20 protein-coding genes are annotated in these 21,708 nt (G+C 36.0%); 5 read left to right on the top strand and 15 right to left on the bottom strand.

What is annotated here, in order from left to right:
• Positions 1–35: 35 nt before the first annotated feature.
• Complete coding sequence (locus ACLHG9_RS15475) at positions 36–1,205, top strand: MFS transporter (RefSeq protein WP_410222407.1); 1,170 nt, start codon at positions 36–38, stop codon at positions 1,203–1,205.
• Between the two features lie 15 nt (positions 1,206–1,220).
• Positions 1,221–1,634 carry a GNAT family N-acetyltransferase gene (locus tag ACLHG9_RS15470; RefSeq protein WP_410222406.1) on the top strand — a complete coding sequence of 138 codons (414 nt, stop codon included), beginning with the start codon at positions 1,221–1,223 and terminating at the stop codon, positions 1,632–1,634.
• Here ACLHG9_RS15470 and ACLHG9_RS15465 read toward each other — a convergent pair.
• The gene (locus tag ACLHG9_RS15465; RefSeq protein WP_410222405.1) at positions 1,620–2,021 is read right to left on the bottom strand and encodes a hypothetical protein; all 402 of its coding nucleotides are present in this window, start codon (positions 2,019–2,021) and stop codon (positions 1,620–1,622) included. The two genes, ACLHG9_RS15470 and ACLHG9_RS15465, sit on opposite strands and share 15 nt — an antisense overlap.
• 111 nt (positions 2,022–2,132) lie before the next feature.
• Between ACLHG9_RS15465 and ACLHG9_RS15460 the strand changes: the two genes are divergently transcribed.
• A complete protein-coding gene (locus ACLHG9_RS15460; protein WP_410222404.1) occupies positions 2,133–3,257 on the top strand; it encodes a M42 family metallopeptidase in 1,125 nt (374 codons plus the stop codon).
• 71 nt (positions 3,258–3,328) lie between these two features.
• Here the strand turns inward: ACLHG9_RS15460 and ACLHG9_RS15455 are convergent, their stop codons facing one another.
• On the bottom strand, positions 3,329–4,699 hold the full coding sequence (locus ACLHG9_RS15455) for a dipeptidase (RefSeq protein ID WP_410222403.1): 1,371 nt from the start codon (positions 4,697–4,699) through the stop codon (positions 3,329–3,331).
• 138 nt (positions 4,700–4,837) lie between these two features.
• On the opposite strand from ACLHG9_RS15455, the gene ACLHG9_RS15450 reads away from it, so the two are divergent.
• Both ACLHG9_RS15450 and ACLHG9_RS15445 read left to right on the top strand, forming a co-directional pair.
• Complete coding sequence (locus tag ACLHG9_RS15450) at positions 4,838–5,803, top strand: GDSL-type esterase/lipase family protein (protein ID WP_410222402.1); 966 nt, start codon at positions 4,838–4,840, stop codon at positions 5,801–5,803.
• A 74-nt stretch (positions 5,804–5,877) separates the two neighbouring features.
• Positions 5,878–6,834: a zinc dependent phospholipase C family protein gene (locus tag ACLHG9_RS15445; RefSeq protein WP_410222401.1), complete on the top strand. Its 957-nt coding sequence runs from the start codon at positions 5,878–5,880 to the stop codon at positions 6,832–6,834.
• Here ACLHG9_RS15445 and ACLHG9_RS15440 read toward each other — a convergent pair.
• The 13 genes from ACLHG9_RS15440 to ACLHG9_RS15380 all read right to left on the bottom strand — a co-directional run bounded on the left by ACLHG9_RS15440 (position 6,831) and on the right by ACLHG9_RS15380 (position 21,502).
• On the bottom strand, positions 6,831–7,499 hold the full coding sequence (locus tag ACLHG9_RS15440; protein ID WP_410222400.1) for a VTT domain-containing protein: 669 nt from the start codon (positions 7,497–7,499) through the stop codon (positions 6,831–6,833). The genes ACLHG9_RS15445 and ACLHG9_RS15440 overlap by 4 nt on opposite strands.
• Before the next feature lie 68 nt (positions 7,500–7,567).
• Positions 7,568–8,248: a DUF4397 domain-containing protein gene (locus tag ACLHG9_RS15435; RefSeq protein ID WP_410222399.1), complete on the bottom strand. Its 681-nt coding sequence runs from the start codon at positions 8,246–8,248 to the stop codon at positions 7,568–7,570.
• 78 nt (positions 8,249–8,326) lie between these two features.
• A complete protein-coding gene (gene dnaN, locus ACLHG9_RS15430; protein ID WP_410222398.1) occupies positions 8,327–9,451 on the bottom strand; it encodes a DNA polymerase III subunit beta in 1,125 nt (374 codons plus the stop codon).
• Positions 9,452–9,484: 33 nt separating this feature from the next.
• On the bottom strand, positions 9,485–11,167 hold the full coding sequence (gldG, locus tag ACLHG9_RS15425; RefSeq protein ID WP_410222397.1) for a gliding motility-associated ABC transporter substrate-binding protein GldG: 1,683 nt from the start codon (positions 11,165–11,167) through the stop codon (positions 9,485–9,487).
• A complete protein-coding gene (gene gldF / locus ACLHG9_RS15420) occupies positions 11,161–11,889 on the bottom strand; it encodes a gliding motility-associated ABC transporter permease subunit GldF (protein WP_410222396.1) in 729 nt (242 codons plus the stop codon). Before gldF ends, gldG begins: the two co-directional genes overlap by 7 nt.
• Before the next feature lie 98 nt (positions 11,890–11,987).
• Positions 11,988–12,638 (bottom strand): porin family protein, encoded by a 651-nt coding sequence (locus ACLHG9_RS15415; RefSeq protein ID WP_410222395.1) that lies wholly within the window; start codon positions 12,636–12,638, stop codon positions 11,988–11,990.
• 145 nt (positions 12,639–12,783) lie between these two features.
• Positions 12,784–13,311 carry an outer membrane beta-barrel protein gene (locus tag ACLHG9_RS15410; RefSeq protein ID WP_410222394.1) on the bottom strand — a complete coding sequence of 176 codons (528 nt, stop codon included), beginning with the start codon at positions 13,309–13,311 and terminating at the stop codon, positions 12,784–12,786.
• A gap of 128 nt (positions 13,312–13,439) precedes the next feature.
• Positions 13,440–13,985: a hypothetical protein gene (locus ACLHG9_RS15405; protein ID WP_410222393.1), complete on the bottom strand. Its 546-nt coding sequence runs from the start codon at positions 13,983–13,985 to the stop codon at positions 13,440–13,442.
• On the bottom strand, positions 13,982–14,692 hold the full coding sequence (locus tag ACLHG9_RS15400; RefSeq protein WP_410222392.1) for an ATP-binding cassette domain-containing protein: 711 nt from the start codon (positions 14,690–14,692) through the stop codon (positions 13,982–13,984). The genes ACLHG9_RS15405 and ACLHG9_RS15400 overlap by 4 nt, the downstream gene beginning before the upstream one ends.
• 1 nt (position 14,693) lies before the next feature.
• On the bottom strand, positions 14,694–15,623 hold the full coding sequence (locus ACLHG9_RS15395; protein WP_410222391.1) for a glycerophosphodiester phosphodiesterase family protein: 930 nt from the start codon (positions 15,621–15,623) through the stop codon (positions 14,694–14,696).
• Positions 15,624–15,834: 211 nt separating this feature from the next.
• Positions 15,835–18,720 carry an outer membrane beta-barrel protein gene (locus tag ACLHG9_RS15390; RefSeq protein ID WP_410222390.1) on the bottom strand — a complete coding sequence of 962 codons (2,886 nt, stop codon included), beginning with the start codon at positions 18,718–18,720 and terminating at the stop codon, positions 15,835–15,837.
• Positions 18,721–18,728: 8 nt separating this feature from the next.
• The gene (locus tag ACLHG9_RS15385; protein WP_410222389.1) at positions 18,729–19,613 is read right to left on the bottom strand and encodes a hypothetical protein; all 885 of its coding nucleotides are present in this window, start codon (positions 19,611–19,613) and stop codon (positions 18,729–18,731) included.
• A 119-nt stretch (positions 19,614–19,732) separates the two neighbouring features.
• Positions 19,733–21,502 (bottom strand): S8 family peptidase, encoded by a 1,770-nt coding sequence (locus ACLHG9_RS15380; RefSeq protein ID WP_410222388.1) that lies wholly within the window; start codon positions 21,500–21,502, stop codon positions 19,733–19,735.
• Positions 21,503–21,708: the final 206 nt, after the last annotated feature.

Below are 21,708 nucleotides of genomic sequence, written 5' to 3'. Positions count from 1 at the left end.
AAAAGCCAAATGCTAAATTTGGCTTTTTATTTTTTATGCAAACATCAACCACTTTAAAAAGAGCCGATATTCTATTGATGGCTTTTTGTACCGGTTTAATTGTGGCCAACATTTATTATTGCCAACCTTTGGTAATTTTAGTAGCTAAAGAGTTTAATCTTACCGAAAGCAGAGCCGGAAGTATCACCTTTTTAACACAAGCCGGTTATGCCATAGGTTTGTTTCTGCTGGTACCATTGGGAGATATGTTTGAAAGAAAAAAACAAATCCTCATCATTACCGCCTTAGCAATACTTTCCTTGTTAATGGCCGCAGTTGCCAAAAGTTTTTTAATACTCGAAATAGCCAGCGTATTGATAGGCGCATGTTCCATTGTTCCGCAGTTAATATTACCCTTAGCAGCCAATTTAAGCACCGATGAAAACCGCGGCCATAATATTGGTATTGTAATGAGCGGTTTACTGGTAGGTATCCTGGCATCAAGAGCAGTGAGTGGTGCAGTAGGCGATCTGCTTGGATGGAGAGCCATGTTTCTTATCGCGGCAGGTATATGTGCTTTACTAATTGTGCTGATGGCCCTGCGTTTTCCTAAAAGCCTACCTTCTTTTAAAGGAAGCTACAAACAGCTTATGGGCTCTATGTTTTCTTATATCAAAACACAGCCTGTTTTACGCGAAGCTTCTTTAATTAACTTCTTTGCATTTATTGTAATAATGGGTTTCTGGACTACCATGGTATTATATCTTGCCAATCCTCCTCATGAATTTACTACTTACCAAATTGGTTTATTTGGTATTGCCGGAGCCGCAGGAGCATTAGCAGCTCCATTAGTAGGTAAATTAAGTGGAGGAGGTAGTAATCCCCGTAAAAACGTCATGGCTGGCTTTATTTTAGAATTGATTAGTGTGGCTTTATTCTATTTTACAGGCCACAGTGTTTTTCTTTTTGTGATAGGAATCATCCTCATAGACATAGGTCAGCAAGCTATCCATGTAACCAATCAAACCCGTATCTATACTTTGGTACCTGAGGCCAGAAACAGGCTCAATACCATTTTTATGTCGGTAAGTTTTGTGGGGGCCAGTTGTGGTTCTGCTTTAGGCTTATGGTTATGGTCTGTAGGAGGCTGGGCCATGTTTTGTTACGGTACAACAGCCATTATCCTGTTAAACATAGTAATCTATCGGTTGTATTCTAAGAAGTAATAAAGCATTAATCTCATGAATATCACAATAGAACAGATTTTTCCTTCTCTTACATGGGCTATAAGACAAGAAGCCATGTATCCCGGAAAGGATCTGGATGTGGTAAAATTAGATGATGATTTTAAAGGAATACATTTTGGTCTTTATGTAAACCACGTATTAACCGGGGTAGTTTCTTTGTTCATAGATAAAGATAGAGCACAGTTCAGAAAACTGGCTGTTTTACCCCAAATGCAACGAAAAGGTTTAGGAAATTTAATCATACAATATCTCATCGGTTTTTGTAAAACTGAGCAGATCTCTAAAATCTGGTGCAATGCCAGAGTTAATGCCATTGGCTTTTATAAAAAAAATGGTTTCGTAACCTCAGGAGCACCTTTTGTACGAAACCATTTACAATATATTAAAATGGAATTACTGCTTAGGTAATGTTTTATGTATATCCATAACCGGGGTTAAGCCTTCAGAAGGTACATAAATAATCTGCGGAAGACTACCTTTATCTGCCAGTTTCTCTAATGTTCTGATAAATAAATATTGATTATAAGTTGTAGATAACGTACCGTTTTCTACTTTCATGGCTTCGGCCATCCCCTTAGCCCTTTCAATCTCAGCCGCTGCATTTAAACGTTCGGCCTCTAAACGTGCTTTAGCCTCTTCCACTAAAATTCTGCGGTTCTGCTCGGCCTTGGCCATTTCCGCTTTACCTGCCATTTCTTGCTGCCATACATTGTACAAAGGCAGGCCCCACATTAAGCCTACAATCACCAATGCAATTAATATAAATCCCGGAATAATAATTTTTGTAATGTTCATACCTATCTGTTTTTTGGCTTTAAAATAATGATTTTGCTGTCAAAAATCAATAAATTGGTTTTAAAATAAGGGTCTAATATGTACATTTACCCATTATCATAAAAAAACGTTATGGCAAAGAAAGAAGCAGACGAAAAAAAGAAAAAACACATTTCTGTAGTAACTAAAAAATCATTACAGTTTTTTGAACAATATATCAATAATGCATCCCCTACCGGTTATGAGTGGCAGGGACAAAAGCTTTGGTTAGAATATCTAAAGCCTTATATTGATGATTATTTTGTTGATAATTATGGTACTGCGGTTGGGGTAATCAACCCTAAATCCGATTATAAAGTAGTTATTGAGGCCCACGCTGATGAGATTTCATGGTATGTAAATTATATCACACCTGATGGTCTGATCTATGTAATCCGTAATGGAGGTTCCGATCATCAGATTGCGCCTTCAAAACGTGTAAACATTCATACAGAAAAAGGGATTGTTAAAGCTGTTTTCGGATGGCCAGCTATACATACCCGTTCAGGCGAAAAAGAACAGGCTCCTGAGTTAAAAAATATTTTCCTGGATTGCGGCTGTACCACTAAAGAAGAAGTAGAGGCTTTAGGTGTACATGTTGGTTGCGTAATCACCTATGAAGACGAATTCATGGTATTGAACGATCGTTATTATGTAGGTCGTGCTTTAGATAACCGCGCAGGTGGTTTTATGATTGCCGAAGTAGCTCGTTTATTAAAAGAAAACAAAAAGAAACTGCCTTTTGGCTTATACATTGTTAACTCTGTGCAGGAAGAAATAGGTTTACGCGGAGCAGAAATGATCGCACAGCGCATTAAACCAAATGTAGCTATCGTAACTGATGTTACACATGACACCACTACGCCAATGATTAACAAAAATACTCAAGGCGAATTATTTGCAGGTAAAGGCCCGGTAGTTTCTTATGCCCCTGCCGTACAAACCAATCTGAACAAGCTTTTGATTAAAACCGCTGAAAAGAATGAAATTCCATTCCAGCGCCAGGCTTCTTCACGTTCAACAGGAACTGATACAGATGCTTTTGCTTATTCAAATGGAGGTGTGCCTTCAGCATTGATCTCTTTACCTTTACGCTACATGCATACTACAGTAGAAATGGTTCATAAAGAAGATGTAGATAATGTAATCCGCTTAATTTACGAAAGCTTATTAAGCATTAAAGAAGGACAGGATTTTAGAGAGTTCTCTAAACTATAAGTTTTTATTTAACCATATTAAAAAAGCCCGGATTTTTAAAAACCCGGGCTTTCTAATTTATTTATCAATAATTACTTACTGAACTCAGCAAAATACTTGTGGAACAACGGTAAGGTTTCAATACCTTTATAATAGTTGAACACATCGTATTTTTCGTTTGGAGAGTGTAAAGCATCGCTGTCCAATCCAAAACCTAATAATACCGATTTAATGCCCAGCACATCTTCAAACAATGCTACAATAGGAATGCTACCGCCACCTCTTGTAGGTATAGCCTGTTTACCAAAGCTATCTTCAATCGCTTTTTCAGCAGCTTTATAAGCAATACTATCAGTTGGTGTTACCACAGGTTCGCCGCCATGATGCGGAGTTACTTTTACTTTTACATAATCAGGAGCAATGCTTTCAAAATGCTTAGTAAACAAATCACTGATTTCTGTAGAATTTTGGTTGGGTACCAAACGCATTGAAATTTTGGCATTGGCTTTACTTGGCAATACAGTCTTAGCACCTTCGCCAATATAACCACTCCATATACCATTTACCTCTAAAGTTGGTCTTATACCAGTACGCTCTAAAGTAGTATAACCTTTTTCACCCCATTCTGCATCAATATCAAGGTCTTTTTTATATTCTTCCAAATCAAATGGAGCTGCATTTAACGCTTCTCTTTCTTTTTGCGAAAGCTCTAATACTTTATCATAAAATCCAGGTACAGTAATATGGTTATTTTCATCATGTAAAGAAGCGATCATTTTACATAAGATCGTTGCCGGGTTAGCTACAGCACCGCCATAAACGCCAGAGTGCAAATCGCGGTTTGGACCCGTAACCTCTACTTCCATATAAGCTAAACCACGTAAACCAGTTTCAATAGACGGATTTTCCATACTGATCATCGAAGTATCAGAGATCAGCACGATGTCTGCTTTCAAACGTTCTGTATTAGCTTTTACGAAAGTTGCCAGATTAGCTGAACCCACTTCCTCCTCACCTTCTATCATAAATTTAACATTACATGCCAGCGTATTGGTTTTCATCATCAGTTCAAACGCTTTAACGTGCATATAAAACTGCCCCTTATCATCACAGGCACCACGGGCATAAATTTTACCGTCTCTTATGGTGGGTTCAAAAGGAGGTGTTTTCCAAAGTTCCAAAGGATCTGGTGGTTGTACATCGTAATGACCATAAATTAAAACGGTAGGTAAACTCGCATCGATGATTTTTTCGCCATAAACTATCGGGTAACCCGCTGTAGGGCAAATCTCAACTTTATCAGCTCCGGCATCTTTAAGTTTTTGTGCCACAAAATCGGCGGTCTTTAAAACATCGTCTTTATATTTAGGATCGGCACTTACCGAAGGAAAGCGCAATAACTCAAACAGCTCGTCTAAAAAACGTTGCTTGTTATCCTCCACATATTTTTTGATTTCTTGCATGAGATTTTGTTTTTGTAGAACAAATATAGCTTTTTTGTAATAAGCCCAATGATTTAGCTCCTGCTTATTCTAAATTATTAGAAGTAACTGATAATTTATTACTTATATTTGCTTTTGAAGAGATATGTTGCTGAGCAAATGAATTTTAGATATCTTGCCTGTACCCTGGTTTTAATTTTAAGTGGTTTTCTTTTTACAAAAGCGCAAACTACAGGCGCCAGTTGTCCTGATGCGGCACAATATTATGCCAAAGACAGTATAAATGTGATAACCTTTGGTGCAAGTACGGTTGAAGGCGTTAAGGGTACAAATTTTCAATCTTATTTAACCAATAATTTTACATCATGCTACCAGGGTAAGGTAATTAATGTACAGAATTATGGTGTAGGTGGCGAAACTACCATGCAAGGCTTGCTAAGAATTGACCAAGCTATTTATGGAAAAACCGGCTTTATCGTTATATTAATGGGCGCTAATGATGCTATACAGATTGAAGATGGTAAACAGACCTTGGCAGATACGGAGGCCAGTATGCGGCAGATCATTGTAAAAAGCTTAAACCAAAGACTTATCCCTATTATTTGTACCCTGCAAAATTTTGATGACCGTAACAATCGGCGACTCTTTAGAATAAACGGCCATGTACGTCTTATCAATAATTTATACCGCAAATTAGCTGTTGAATACAAAATTTATCTATGTGACCTTAATCAGGTGCTTAAGCGCGACTTCTCGCTTTACCAGGATATTGTACATCCCAATGCACGTGGAAACAGGTTAATCAGCTTTGCCCTTTTTGACACGATTAATAAGATTATTGCCGAACGTTTTCTGCAATTTACAGTTACCCAAAATTACCCTAACCCCTTTGCTTCGCAAACTAAAGTAGATATTGTAATGCCCGAAGCAGATAAAGTAGAATTGAAAATATACGACATACAGGGCAGGGTGGTTAAAACTGTGCTTAATGAATATATGAATGCCGGTAAACATGTGATACAAATGGATCTGAGCAATCTGCCCCCTGGCATTTATATTTATAAGGTCACTTCTTCTTCTGGTACATACAGAGCTGTTAAGAAGCTTATTTTGGCTGCACATTAAGTACCTGTTTCAATCTTTCTTCTTATAAAATTTATTGATTATCTTGTATTAGATATACTATTAAGACGCTCAGAATGAAGAAATTATTTTTATATCCGGCTTTATGCTGTCTGCTATTACTCTGTACCTCGTGGGGATTTTTTGCACACAAAAGAATTAACCAGCTCGCCATCTTCACACTTCCCGAGTCTATGATCAGGTTTTATAAAACCAATTATAAATACATTACCGAACATGCTATAGATCCGGATAAACGCAGATATACCGATGTAGCCGAAGCAGCACGGCATTATTTGGATGTTGAAAATTATGAGCAGCATATAGATAGCATTCCTGAAAAATGGGATGACGCCCTAAAAAAATACGGTTCAAAAAAGCTGGCCGAAGATGGCATAGTACCCTGGCAGATACAACGTACTTATTACAGTCTTGTAAAAGCTTTTAAAGAGCACGATTCATTAAAAATTTTAAAATATTCTGCAGACCTGGGGCATTACATTGCAGATGCACACGTACCTTTACATACCACCCATAATCATAACGGACAACTTACCGAACAAGTAGGCATACATGCATTTTGGGAAAGCAGAATACCTGAGTTGTTTGCACAGAACTACAATTTTATAGTGGGCAGAGCCTATTATATCAACAATCCGTTAAAAGAAGCTTGGAATATTGTAAAACAGTCTCACATCATGGTAGATTCTGTTTTAAGATTTGAAGCAGCACTGAATAAAGCATTTCCCTCAGATCAGAAATATGATTTCTCCCAAAGAGGCAGCACTGTAATGAAACAATATTCTTCTGCTTATGCCAAAGCTTATGAAAATAAATTAAACCGCATGATAGAACGACGTATGAAAGCTTCTATCTTAAAAGTTGGCTGCTTCTGGTATTCTGCTTGGATAGATGCAGGGCAACCTATACTTAAAAACCTCATAAAAGTAGAAAACACACCTGAAGAACTGCAACAGCAGGAAGCAATTGATCAAAAATATAATGAAGGAAAAATACTGGGTAGAGAAATTTAATTCTCTTCAGACACTTCCGTTTTCTTTTTAACTAATAGGGGCTTAATTGCCGCCCATACTACCGGAGCAAAAGTACCTAAGGCAATTGCTACAATTACAAGCTCGAAATTGCGCTCTATAAAAGGTATTTTACCCAATAAATAACCCGCAAATAATAAACTGAATATCCAGGCAATACCACCTACAAAATTATAGAGGGTAAATCTGCCAAAAGACATACGGGCTGCTCCAGCTACAAAAGGTGCTATAGTTCTAAATATGGGAAGAAATCTGCTAAAAACTACCGCTTTTGAGCCATGCTTTTCAAAGTATTCATGCGATTGATGGTAGTATTTGAGTTTGAGTATTTTATTTTCTTCCTTAAAGACCCTGATGCCAAAATACCGACCTAATCTATAATTTAACGTATTGCCTAAAATTGCAGCTGCGCTTAACAACAAGGCCATATACCAGATATGCAATCCTGTATCTCCGGCTGCAATTAGCGCACCCATAGCAAAAAGTAATGAATCTCCAGGTAAGAAGGGGGTAACTACAAAACCTGTTTCAGCAAAAATAATGATAAAAAGTATAAGATAAGTCCAGGTTCTATATTCTCTGGTAATTGCCGCTAAAGTATCTTTAGTATCGGTAATAAGTTTTAATAACAGGTCTAAGATTTCCAAGGTTACAATTTTTGCGCTAAAATAAAAATATAGTGCTATTAAACAAGTACCTTGTTTGCATTTTGACACTAATTATATGATAATTTATTAACCGTAAGATTAGTATTTGAAGTACCGCTTAACCACAACAGATAATTCTTTCCTTCCTCAAAATCATTAGCATTAAGTGTTTTAATTGTTGAACCTGCAATAATTTTAATTACTGTACCTTTTTCTATAATAAAATTATCTGTATAGTTTTTAAAGGGAAGGCTACTAACTAAAAGCTCTTCATTTGGCAATAAAACATTGATATTAGATGTTACTGTAGGGTTAAGATTTACCAGCTTTAATTTAAATTTACCAGCTGGCGGAGCTCCCAGATCATCTTCCAGAATCAAAACATCAGGGTTAGAGTTTTTATCTGTCAAAGCGAATAAAGTATAAGAAATGCTGGTAACAAAAGTAAATTTATTACCGGGAGTTGTTTTTGTATTATTTGAAACCGAAACATTACGCTCTCCTGAAAATACATTCAGATAGCCTGTGCTTTCGCCAAAAGTTAAATTATTCTGAATAACCTTCTGATCATCCAAGAAGAAATTTACCTCTCCCGATGCCTGTACAGCATTTACAACTCTTACCTTGGCTTTAGGTTTTTCTATGCCATCAGGTGTATCGTTTTTCTTACAGGCAACAGCACTCAGTAGTACTAAAAAAACTACAAGAGCTTTAGTCTGGATATATAATTTCTGTGTTTGAGAGGCCATTTTCATTACAATTTAGGTTAAAACAACAATGGCTCAGTCAAAAACCAAGCCATTGTTCTAAATATGATGCGGTAACTGTTAATAATTATTGTTTAACATTACAGGCATTACAAGCATCAAAACGTTTTCGTTTTCATCATTGGTTTGAGGGATCAATAAACCCGCTCTGTTAGGAGTAGAAAGTTCTAAAGTAACTTCTTCTCCATTTAAATTATTTAACATTTCAATTAAGAAACGGGCATTAAATCCGATCTCTAAATCTTCACCATCATATTGGCAGCTTAATCTTTCATGCGCCTCGTTTGCAAAATCTAAGTCTTCAGATGAAATATTCAATTCGCTTCCATTGATTTTTAAACGCACCTGGTGTGTAGTCTTGTTTGCAAATATCACCACCCTACGTAATGTGTTTAAGAACAATGCTCTATCAATAATTAGTTTATTTGGGTTATTTGCAGGAATAACCGCTTCGTAATCAGGATAGCGTTCATCAATTAAGCGACACACTAAATTGATATTATCAAATTTAAAGAAAGCACTGGTCGCATTGTAATCAATAGCTACATTTACATCACTGTTTGGCAATGCCGATTTTAAAAGTGTAAGTGCTTTTTTAGGTAAAATGAAAGAAGATGCCTTATCAGCTTTGCAATCATTACGTGTATATCTTACCAATTTATGTGCATCAGTAGCTACAAAAGTGATATTCTGAGGCGAAAGCTGACAGAAAACACCTGTCATTGCCGGACGTAACTCATCATTACTTACAGCAAAAATAGTTTTGGTAATGGCTTCGCTCAAAACAGAAGCAGGTACGTTTAATGACGATGCATTATCTACTACAGGGATTTTAGGAAAATCGTCTGCATTCTCGCCACTTAATTTATACTTGCCATCTCCGGCACTAATTTCGATAGCGAAATTATTATCATCTATAATAAACGTAATAGGCTGATCTGGTAAGGTTTTTAAAGTATCTAACAAAATTTTAGATGGAACAGCTACTCTTCCTTCTTCTTTAGACTCTACAGATAAAGAAGTAGTCATACTGGTTTGCAAATCAGTAGCCGAAATGGTCAATAACCCATCTTTGATTTCAAACAAGAAATTTTCTAAGATAGGCAGAACCGTACTGCTGCTCGAAGCACCATTAACTATTTGTAAATGTTTTAATAATGTTGATGTTGATACTATAAATCTCATAGCTTGTTAAGTATAAATTCAAAAGTATGAAAATTACTTTGCATACTTAAGTTTACGGTAATAATGTTGAAAAATTGCAAAAAATATTAACAAAGTAAGCGGCAAGAGGGTGTTAATCAGTTGCCATTTTATTTTTTCTTTTTTGATGCGCGACTTATCCAGTAATCTGATCTTAACCTCTTTATTTCGCAACTCAATCAGGTTATCATGATTTGCCAAATAATCTACCAGATTTAGCAGTAAAGCCTTGTTTCCATAGTTTTGTTGAGTAAATCTGTCAAAACCTAATGAGAAAGGTGAACCGTCTGTATTACTGATCTGGTTTACAAAAATATCACCATCTCCTATAACAACCATTTTAGCTGGTTTACTTGTTTCTACAGAATTAAATTGCTCAGTAATTTTAGCAGGTACAGGTCTGTTTAAAAATACCGATTTAAAATTGCCTTCAAGTAAAACCCCAATGGTTTGAGGTTTACCACTCAGCTCACGGGGCTTAGGTTGCTGCTCAAGCTCCTGTAAGGAAAGTACTTTGGGTATATTATGTAATTTATTGTAAGGAGAAGTGGTTAGAATAACATGTTTTGCAATATGCTTAACCGCAATGGTATCGACTGTACTTGCAAATTCAGCTCTAACATGATCAATATTTTTAACTACGCTCTGTGCGGTATCAGGGAACAATAAAGGAAAATAAACCCATGGAGCCAGTTGAATATCACCACCCGGGCTTCCCGGCGTTGATACAGGAATTTCAGCACAGTTTAGATCTGCTATCAGATTGTAATTAATTCTGGCGCCATACTCAAAAAGCATATCATCTAAATTAAGGTCATGAGCGATAGCCATGTGAGACTTGCCATCAGCCAGTTCCTGCAAATCAAAGCGTACCTGATCTAAAGACCATATTACACTTCCTCCTTTCATTACAAAATAGTTGATTTTATATTTCTGTTCTTCTGTAAATGCTTTTTGTGGTTTGGCTATCACCAGAACCTTTAAACTGTCTAATCCCTCTTTGGTAATCTCATCTAAATTTACCCTGCCTACCACATAACTTTCTGAAAGTGTACTGATCGCATCATATAAATACGCATTAGAAGGTTCTCCATTACCTTCAGTAAAACCGATACGCGGATTATATCCCGATATTACTTTTTTAATAGACGAAGTAAAAATGTACTCAAGATTCTGAATGGAATTATTGATACTTTGCTCATAACCCGAAGCTTCACCCCCTAAGTTCTGGAGGAGCTTTACAGGCATTTGTTTCCCATTGCTTTCTATCAAAGCCATGGGAAATACGAGTTTTTCTGCAAAACCTGCATCACTTTTAATTTTAACATTGGTAGGTTTAATACCTAACTCAAATAAATTATGAATAATAGTATCCCGCTCTTCTGCATTCAGTCCCGCCAGAGGATCAACAAAAACTATTTTAAAATTACCTTTGGCATATGCTCTGTAATCATTTAAGATATCTTTCGTTGCATTTTTAAGCCTTTTAAAGGCAGCGGGCATTTCTCCATCCAGAAATACGGTTATGGTTACATCATGCTTATTATTCCTTAAAAATTCTTTCGTTTTTTGCTGTAGGGTAAACTTTTTTTCTTTGGTAAAATCTATCCGCGTATAAACAAACCCCGCTGCCCAGTTAATGGCAATGATTAACCCAGTAAATACAATTATTTTAATGAGTTTAGCTTTGTTTACCATTTTCTACCTCCTAAAATCAATCGGGTAAGTCCCAAAAACATCACAATAAATGATATAAAATAAACAACATCACGGGTATCTAACACACCTCTGCTTATAGACTGATAGTGTTCATTAATGCCCAAATTTGCTATAAAAGCTTCAACACCCTGCAAGGCCTGTACCTTACTAAGCGAGTCAAACCCTGTATAAGTAAAAAAGCACAAAAACACCGCTATAGCAAATGCAACAATCTGATTTTTAGTAATGCTGGAAGAAAATATACCTGCGGCCGTAAATGCGCAACCAAGTAAAATTAAACCTATATACGAACCGGTTACTGCTCCACTATCTATATTTCCTTTGGGCAACCCCAGCTGATAAACACTATAATGGTAAATTACTGTAGGTATTAAAGCAAGCAGTATCAATACAACACATGCCAGATACTTAGCCATGATAATCTGTATATTGGTAACAGGCTTGGTTGCCAGCAGAACGTAGGTTCCTTCTTTTCTTTCTTCGGCAAAAGAACGCATGGTGATGGCAGGAATTAAAAACATAAATAGAAATGGCACTAAAGAAAAGAAACCACCCAGCTCTGCATATCCGTAGTCTAAAATTGAAGTATCTGGAAAAAACCAAAGCATTAAGCCACAGGCCAGAAAAAAAAGGCCAATAGTAATATAAGCCGTTAATGAATTAAAAAAACTAAATAATTCTCTTTTAAATACTGCTAGCATGCACCTTTAAATATGGTTGACGAAGTTATATATTATATGTTTAAAACAAAAAAGCCCTGACAAAATTGTCAGGGCTTTTTTACTTGTGGCATTTTATCTTAGAACATAAATCCTAAGCCAACAGAAAATACTTTATTTTTAATTTTGGCATCAAAACCAGAACCATTTTCATTACCTAAATTATTTAAGCCTAAACCATAACCGGCATGGATGTTTAAGCCGTTATTTAATTGATAACCAGTTAAAAAGTTAAGACCAAAATCCATTCTTTTCATATCATCTGAACCTGAACCAAATTTGATATCTTCTTTAACACTTCCTTCTTTAGTGTTTCCATTTAATGCATAAGCAACATATGGACCTGCTCCAATAAAAAACTTACCAGTACCAAGTTCAAAGTTACCTATTGCGTTTACAGGAAGCTCGAGATAAGAAACATTAATACTAGAGCTTTCTACTTCAATTTTTATATTCTCATCACTAAAAGTCTGACTGCTTGATTTAGTACCTTTACTCATATAGGTTAAGCCAGGCTGTACAGAAAAGATATTAGATACTTTAAAATCAGCTACAGCTCCTACATAAAATGTAGTTTTAGCTCCTGCACTTGCAGATACTCCCATAGTAGAAATAGTCATGTTAGGAAAAGCAACACCTGCTTTAACACCAAAAGAAACAGATTTGTCTTGTGCATTTGCAGTAACATTAAGGCCAACGGCCAGCGTTAATAATAGAAAGATTTTTTTCATTTTATTTTTATATAATTGATGAACTGCAAAACTAACAATTTAGTCGATAAAGTTGTATAATTTTTAACAACAATTAACTTTTAGCCCAACAAAAAAGCCTCAGCTAAATAACTGAGGCTTTTTTATTTACACTTTTTGATATAGCTTATAAACCAAAATTCAATGCCGCTCTTAAACCAATAAATGAAGTGGTTCCGTTATTTGACCAGCCTTCATAGCGTGCTCCAAAATCAACAGCCATTTTATTGGCTACCGGAAACTCAACTCCTAAAGTTGGTGCATATAAAAAAGCTGTACCTCCACCGGTTTCTGTTGAGAAAGCAGCTCCTAATTGTGCCTGACCATAGAAATTTTCTGCAATGAAATATCTTACACCAGCTTTTACAGGTATTGAGCCTGAACTAAATGTATTTCCAAAAGCATCTTTCTTGGTGGTAAAGCTTAAATATCCAGCCTCACCAACAAAATTCAATTTACTTGCTATCGGAGCCTGATAGTTTAATGATCCCCCTACTCCAAAGTTGTAAAAGTCTCCAAAGCTGCCCATTGGAAATGCAAAATCAGCACCAACTCCAATTTTTGAGCCGCTCATGGCCGGATCTTTTTTGTTCTGTGCATTGGCTGCAAAGCCTAAAGTTGCTACAAATGCTAATGATAATAAAATCTTTTTCATACAATGTTTTTATAGTTTTATTTCCCTAAACGCTACAATTTTTAAACCAGTATATATTCCTAAAATAAATATTCCAGAAAATTGACAAACAAATTACTATTAAACGTGGTTTCTTAAGCTTTACACAACTACAGATTAAAACTATAAGCCACTTTTAGCGCCATAAAGCCAAAATTTGTACTTTTTAAATTTGTTTCATTATTTGGATTTCTTACAGTCCATGCCTCATACCTTAAACCTAAATCTATCAGATTATTGTTTGCCTTAGATTTTAACAAAGTACCTAAACCAGGAGACCATATAAATGAATTTTTAGTATTATCTGAACCAGATAATGCTACACCTAACTGTCCTTCAAAATATACGCCCGCTGTTGGATAATATTTTACTCCCCCCTTTAGAGGGAAAGCATTAATAGATTGTAATCTACTTCCAAAATAATTACGACCAAAGAAATTGGAAAAACCAATACTCCCCGTTAGCGCTATATTTGACTTCACCGCTATTTCCAGTTTAGCGCTTGCACCAAGTCCGATAGCACTTACATTGGATGCGTTACCTGAGGGCAATAACATTTCTGCTCCTAAGCCTATATAAGTTTGTGCCTTTACCTTAACCGTACAAAAAATGAATAGCAGTAAAGATAACAGACCAGCAGTTTTAATAAACCTCATGATGTTGTAAGTTGTTTAAAAATAGATTCAAGATGATTGGTATGATATTGTTCCTTAAGTGCTTGTAAAGATGAATTAGCTACCAGCTTGCCCTTATTTATAATAATAATATCATCGCAAAGAGCTTCAACCTCCTGCATAATATGAGTAGAGATGATAAGGGTTTTATTTTTTCCCAAGTTCTTAATAAGATTTCTTACCTCTGTTAACTGATTAGGATCTAAACCTGAGGTTGGCTCATCTAAGATCAACACTTCCGGGTCATGGATAATAGCCTGCGCCAAACCAACACGCTGCCTGTAACCTTTTGAAAGCATACTTATTTTTTTATGCTGTTCAACAGTAAGACCAGTCAGGTTAATCACTTCTTCCACTCTTTGCTTTATGTTTTTAATTCCATATGTGTGCGCAACAAAGCTTAGAAATTCTTTTACATACATATCTGTATATAAAGGCGTATGTTCCGGTAAATACCCGATCCTTTTCTTTACTTCTAAGGGTTGATCGAGTATATGTTTACCACAAATTTCTGCATAACCTGAGCTAGGTGCCAAATAACAGGTCAGCATTTTCATAGTAGTTGATTTTCCTGCTCCATTAGGTCCTAAAAAACCTAGAATTCGGCCCTGTTGGGCCGAAAAGCTGATCTCGTCAACTGCTTTTTGGTTATTGTAATGTTTAGCTAAATTAAATACCTCAATGCTCACTTTACCTCACAATTAAATTCTTAAACTTTAGCTGATGTCTGGTTCTGTAATCATCAAGCTGCTTACCTGCCAATTCTAGTTCGTCTGTTGATAATACATCTGCTCCGTTAGCGATTAAACGCTGAAAAATATTTTGAGGCAAATTAGCTTTTGCACTACGGTCTAAGTTACCCATGGTACCTAAAATAGTACTGATTCCCTTTTCATTTAACAACTGATACAATTCTTTATCAGGTTCTGATACACCTACAAATGCAATAATCTTATCATTTGGTACGCCCATATCATTTAAACGTTTTAGATCTTCAGGATTTCTAACCGTTGCAGAAATCATCAGATCTGGAGCAAGCTGATGTACTTTAGCTGCCTGATTGGCATTATAGGTAATGATAATAGAGTTATTTTCTGAGCTGGTTTTACGAACGGCTGCAATGATCTTTTCATAAGGAACACCTTTCTTAATATCAATAGTAAACAATACTTTGTTTTTACCCCAGTTTAGAACTTCTTCTAAAGTTGGTATTTTAAAAGTAGTTACTTTACCACTATTATCTTTAAGCGTTAGTTTTTGTAGCTCTTTATAGGTATAATTGTTAACAGGTCCTTTACCGGTACTTGTTCTGTCCAGATTATCATCATGCATGATTACCAAAGCAGAGTCTTTACTTAAGGCTACATCAAACTCTATGATAACCGGATTATATAGTGTTGCATTTTCAAACGTTTCTATAGCATTTTCAGGATATCCCTCCATAGGACCGCCTCTATGTGCGCTGATGAGTGGATATTTATCGGTTTTACGGTTAAAAAAAGAGTGAAATTCCTGAGCTGATTTAAAGCTGATATAATGATGTTTTGTTGCTGTTTTGGGTGGTTGGCATGAAGCAGCAACAGCCACCATCATTGCTAAACATAGATTAAAAAATTTCATGTTCAAATGTAAATATTATTGTTGTATTGCCTAAATTTTAGTCAGTAACAATAAGATTAATTACAAAAAGGAACTGGCTCGAAAGGCTGCTGTAGACCTAAATTTGTTTCAAAGTTTCTTTTGTAAAGATTTTACAATTAGACTTCAGATTCTGAAACAAGTCTATAAGACCACCTTAAGACTTTGAGACAGTTCCTTATATTTCAATTTCCTAATAAAAACTTCCGTCTCCGCGACGTCTGATTTGCATACCATTTCTTGCTTTGGCTCCGGTCCATTTTTGTAATCTTACACTGGCTTTGAGCATAAAATATCTGCTTAATGCGTTAGATTTGGTTTCTGTTGTAACCAAACCGTTTACATCTACATTCACAAAGTTATTTTGTTTTAAAATATCAAATGCTTGGAAACTTACTGTAGCCCTTCGCTTCCATAACTCTTTCTGTACATACGCATTGATAACCAAAGGATTTGAAGTAAGGTTTGCACGAATTCCACTTACAAAATTCTTACTCGCGCTGTAACCGAATATCAATGTTTGCCACATATAAAAACGCCCATCTACATTCAAAGCCCATGTTTTTGTATTTACCTCACTCAAATCAAGCGTATTGTTGCTTTTTAACAAAGTATAAGAAACACTTGGGTTAACTTCCATCCACTCTGTTGGGTTAATACGCGGACCAAAACGCTGACTTATATTCCACGTTTGCGTAATGTTCTTTACATCATTACTCATGGCAACTCCATTATTATAAGATATATTACCGCTATAAGAAAGGTTGTATTTTCTATTGTAGAATTGTTTTGATACTGAGTAATTTCCACCTGCACGGTATGCACCGTTCATATTTAAAAAGCGGGTTTCATATTTAAAACTACCATAACTATCAGGAATGGTTACCCTGTTTCTTACCACAGAGTTATCAATAAAAGTTACATTGGCTCCTATACTGTAATTTAATTTCTGGTTAGCTAAATAATTATTGTAATTCAGGTTAATTGCGTGGTTAAACGTTACCTTCAGATCAGGGTTACCCACAACCGGGTTCTGAGGATTTGAAACATCTCTTACAGGCTGTATCTGGTCAAAAGTAGGTTCTGTGGCATTTCCAGAATAATTAATCTGAATACTATGCTGTCTTGAAAACATGTATTGGAATCTGGCAATCGGTATCAGATTAAAGCTATTTCGATGTGTGGTTGTTCCTAAACTCACCTTTGTTCCGCTTAAAACTCCCGGAACCGCAGTTAAACCTGCAGAAAAACGAACTCTCGAAGTATTGTTAAGCCCGTAACGGTAATTAAAAGCTAAACGGGCTTGGGTAAATGAATAATCATAAATATTACTCAGCGAATCAATTGGTTTAGAAATTCCGGCATGATCAATATTACTTGTAATTGCCGTATTATCATAACCATTATAATTTACCTGCCCATTAAACTCAAATTGCGTATTCGCAGATAAAGGTTCGGTAAAAGTTACACTAGCCCTGTAGTTTTTGGTCAGATTCTCTCGCTCTACTATGCGGTGTACCAGCGAGTCTTTAACCACCGTATTACTGGCATTGGCATAATAAATAATATTTGAATTTCTTTCTTGATCGCTTTCTTGTTTACGGCTATTTAGACTTAGCTGTAAGCTAAAATTACGTCGAGGTTTCTTAAAAATATGCTGGTAAAATGCTGTGATACCCAAACTTGGGTTTTTACTGGTACTGCTATTTCCTCCTATCTGATCCTGATGTATAAAACCTGTTTGCAGCGTAGAAAAGTTACTTCCGGTTAATGAGTTTGACAAAGAGATTTCAGGGGTTATACGAAGAAAATTATTACTATCTATATCTGCTTCCAACTCAAAACTAAAACGATGATTCTTTGAATTGCTGGTACTTTTGCTTTCATTTGAAGAATAAGTAGGTGCATCTGTACCTACAATAGTTGAGATGCTACTATTTAAAGAAGTTGAATTATTATAATTATAGCTGTAATTAGTATTGATCTGAACTTTCTTACTCAATTGATCACGATAAGAAAAACCGGCATTACCTGTAGTGGTAGTTCCGCCACTGCCGCCCGAAGAGCCTCCGCCACCCATATTTCCACCCACCATTCGTGGACCGCCACCGCCCTGGCCGCCAATAGAAATTACCTCCATACCACCACCGCCCATATTTCCTGATGATGAATTGGCAACCCCTGTTACGGTATTATTAAGTCTAAAATTGGCTGTAATATTCTGATTTCCATTAATCCGGGTTCCAAAAGCAGATCCCTCATATCGTTTATTATTACCTGCACCTGCTGAAATATTTGCCGTATTTCCCACTGATCTATCTGTACGGGTTACAATATTTAAAACCTTTTGAGGATCGCCATCTTTGATTCCAGTTCTTGCAGCCTGATCTCCATAATCATCAACAATCTGTATCTTATCTACAATGGATGCGGGCAAGTTCTGTATAGCGGTGCTCACTTCTCCTCCCGAATAGGTTTTTCCGTTAATTTTGGCCTTGGTTACATTGTTACCCTGATGTATCAAACTTCCGTCATTACCCACTTCCATGCCTTCCATTTTTTTCAACAATTCATCCACTGTAGCATTTTCTCTCACAATATAATCACTTGCTTTATACTCTACAGTATCTGTTTTGTAGGTAATTGAAGGACTGCCGTTTATCTCAATTTCTTTCAGCATATTGGCCGAATTATGCAAGATAACAGGGTCCATTACAATCCTTGGAACGGCATCATTTTGCTTGTATTTAGTAATCAAAGGCTTATATCCTAACATGGTAATGTTTAAGGTATAAGTGGCCATTTTTACATTTTTAAATACAAATATACCATCAGGATTGGTGCTGGTTACTAAAGTGTCTTTTTCTGAAGTTAACCTGATGGTTACCCCGGGTAAACCCATATCCAATGAATCCTTTACAATACCACTTATTTCACGTGTAGGCAAAGCATTGGGTAAAGCTTTAGGCTTTACCTGCGGATTTTGCGCATAAACTTTTGGCGATAACAAAGCCAAAATAAAAAGACAGGCAATTAACAGCAGATATCCTGCTTTAATTTGAGTAAATATAGATTTCATAGGGCTGTCTATTTATTTTTTTGAAAAATATATTTGCCCCAGAAATCAGTTGCCGCGAACATATCTTGTCTAGAAGTATTGTTTCTTATGTTGTTACCGCCTCCTCCAGATCCTCCACTTATTGCAACTGCTCGAAAAACAACCTGTCCCCCAAGTGCTACACCTATATCCATTCCATTTAATTTAATCTGGTAGGCAATTTCAGGAGCGCTATCTAATTTCACATCTAAAAGCTCTAAAGGAACAGCAAATTCACAAAAGAAAAGACCTTTATCATCAAATGAAGCAGCAGCTTTTAGCCCGTATTCGTTATAAATTGAAAGCGCACTATCGGCAATGCTTTTAAAGCCTGAAATCCTGATTTCCTTAACGCCAGCCAATTGTGATTTGTGCAATGCCAATTGAATTGAATCTCGTTGAGCCTGAGTTCTTTCAACCCCTCCTTGTGTATTGCCACCAATTACAGCACCTTCTCTTGTTCCTCTTGACATTTGCATGCCCTCACCCATTACCTGTACATTGCGCCCTCCCGCATTTCTTCCATTTGCATTTCTAACTACGATAGGATAGGTAATTACAAAAGCATCATTATTTTTCTTTTTACCTTCAGTATTTATCGTAAATGAAATACCTCCTCTAAGTATCTTGGTAGCTACTTCTGTATTAGTGGCTCTTAAAGCTAAATATAAGTTCTTTTCGTCATTACATATAGTATATTGCAATTCTGTACGTTTATTCTCGGCAGCAAAGCCTGCTCCCCACTCCTGAAATTTTCCATCAGCTTTTATATTAGCCGGTGCCCAAAGCGATATATTTTGTATATCAGGTAATTTCTGTGCATATACACAGTTTGTTAATGCTATCAAAAGCAAAAAATAAAATGGTTTTCTCATAATGAATAGTTTTAGGTTTACATTTGTTTGTGTTGATTGGTTTATAGACTTCTAAAAGCCTGAAAGGATTAATATCTAAAAAAAACTCCTCAAAATTGAGGAGTCTATAATTTCATATCTTATTTTTTGTATTGCTCAGCTAATTTTAGGGCATTATAAGCATTCACAATTCCACCACTTACACATAAATCCGAAAAGTTTACCCTAATTGTTTCATCCTGCTCATTTTTGTATTTTATTTTATGATTTACTTTGGTTACAGATTTCATGATGATATCTTTTATCTCCAAAGCAGTTAAATGAGGATAATAACTCCATATTAACGCAGCTAAACCCGATACTACTGGAGCAGCCATACTTGTGCCATCAAATTCATCATATTTATTTCCTGGAACAGTAGAATTAATTTTAAATCCAGGAGCGAATACATCAACTGTATATTTTCCATAATTAGAGAATGAGGCTTTTAGATTATCATCATCTTTATAGCTGCTTGCACCAACTTCAATCCAGTTTTGTGCTCTTGGCAGTTTAAATTTAGCAGAATCCAGAGCAGGTTCCTTATTAATCATATCCTGTTTTCTCATATAAGGATGATTAGCTCCTTGCTGCATATTGTCTCTCTGTATCAAAGGCATAAAAAGTTTATCTTCTGGTTTTTTATGCTTTTGAGCATATTCTTTAGCTTCAGAACTATCATAAAATTTGGTAGGATAATTCTCAACAACATCAATATTTTCATTATCGTTACCAGCAGCGTGTATCAATAGAACTCCTTTACTCTCAGCATATTTTACCGCTTCGTCTACTACTTTTTTATCCCATTTATATGCTTTTCCAAAGCTCATATTAATGATTTTAGCACCATTATCTACCGCATATCTGATTCCATTAGCAACATCTTTATCTCTCTCATCACCGGCAGGAACTACCCTTATACTCATAATACTTACGTTATCTGCCACACCCATTATACCAATATTATTCTTTCGGTTAGCACCAATAATACCCGATACATGTGTTCCATGCTCCGCATCCGGACCAATTACATCATTATTTCCATAACCTCTTTCGCTGGAATTGCTATAATCGTCTCCCACAAGCTCTGCACGCATATCGTATTTTTCGTTTAGATTGTAATTTAAAGTCTGGTTTAATTCTTTATTACCTTTAGCAATATTCTGATAGAACTTTTCGATACTTCCATCTTCTTTAGATCCTTTTCTGATCACTTTTTTAATAAAATCATCAAATTCATCATCTGTTTTAAAACGATCTATATCTTCTAAAGAAGGGATAGTTTTCTTGTTAAGAACAGCCACAGAATCTATCATTTTCTTAATAGCAATATAAATCGGATAAACCTCACTGGCTTCCTGATATTTTTTGCCAAAATCGCTAACTACACGTCGGTAAAGCTTATACTCTTCTTTTTCTGCGCTATCTAATTTAGTACTGGGAAGTGTAGATTTATACTTAGGTTCAAGGTATCTCTTTATCCTTACCAGTTCTAAGTTATCATAATGTAAGTTTCCATTCTTAGAACCTATAAAATTCCAGCCATAGACATCATCTATGTAGCCATTTTTATCATCATCAATCCCATTTCCTACTACTTCCCCTTTGTTGGTCCAAATTACATCTTTTAAATCTTCATGATGTACATCAGTTCCACCATCTATAACTGCTACAATTATTTTTTGTTTAGGCTGCTTATTCTTTAACAATTCTTGGTAAGCCTTTTCTGTACTGATACCAAAATAACCATCGGATTTAAGATCTAAATTGAACCAGTTTGGTGGTAATATTACATTTTTATCTTGTGCAGCTACAAATTGTACAGCGATAAAAGACAACACTACAATTAAGAAAGATCTAAAGAATTTCATAAAGCATAATTGATTTTAAACAAAAATAAGGGTTTAACACAAATAGCAAGTAACAAGTATAGGATTTAACAGACGTTAACACTTGACCGGTTTGCCGGGGGCGGGGCCGCGAAGGGGAAACGGGCATGGGCGGGCAGCCCCCTGGGGGGCACGTAAACAGAAAAAGCCCTCCGTCAATGACGGAGGGCCCTTCTAATAAAAGTCGG

Source organism: Pedobacter sp. (genome assembly GCF_046462515.1).
In the GTDB taxonomy this organism is placed as follows: Bacteria; Bacteroidota; Bacteroidia; order Sphingobacteriales; family Sphingobacteriaceae; genus Pedobacter.
Note: the sequence above shows the minus strand (reverse complement) of the source record. Positions and strands in the feature narration are given on the sequence as shown.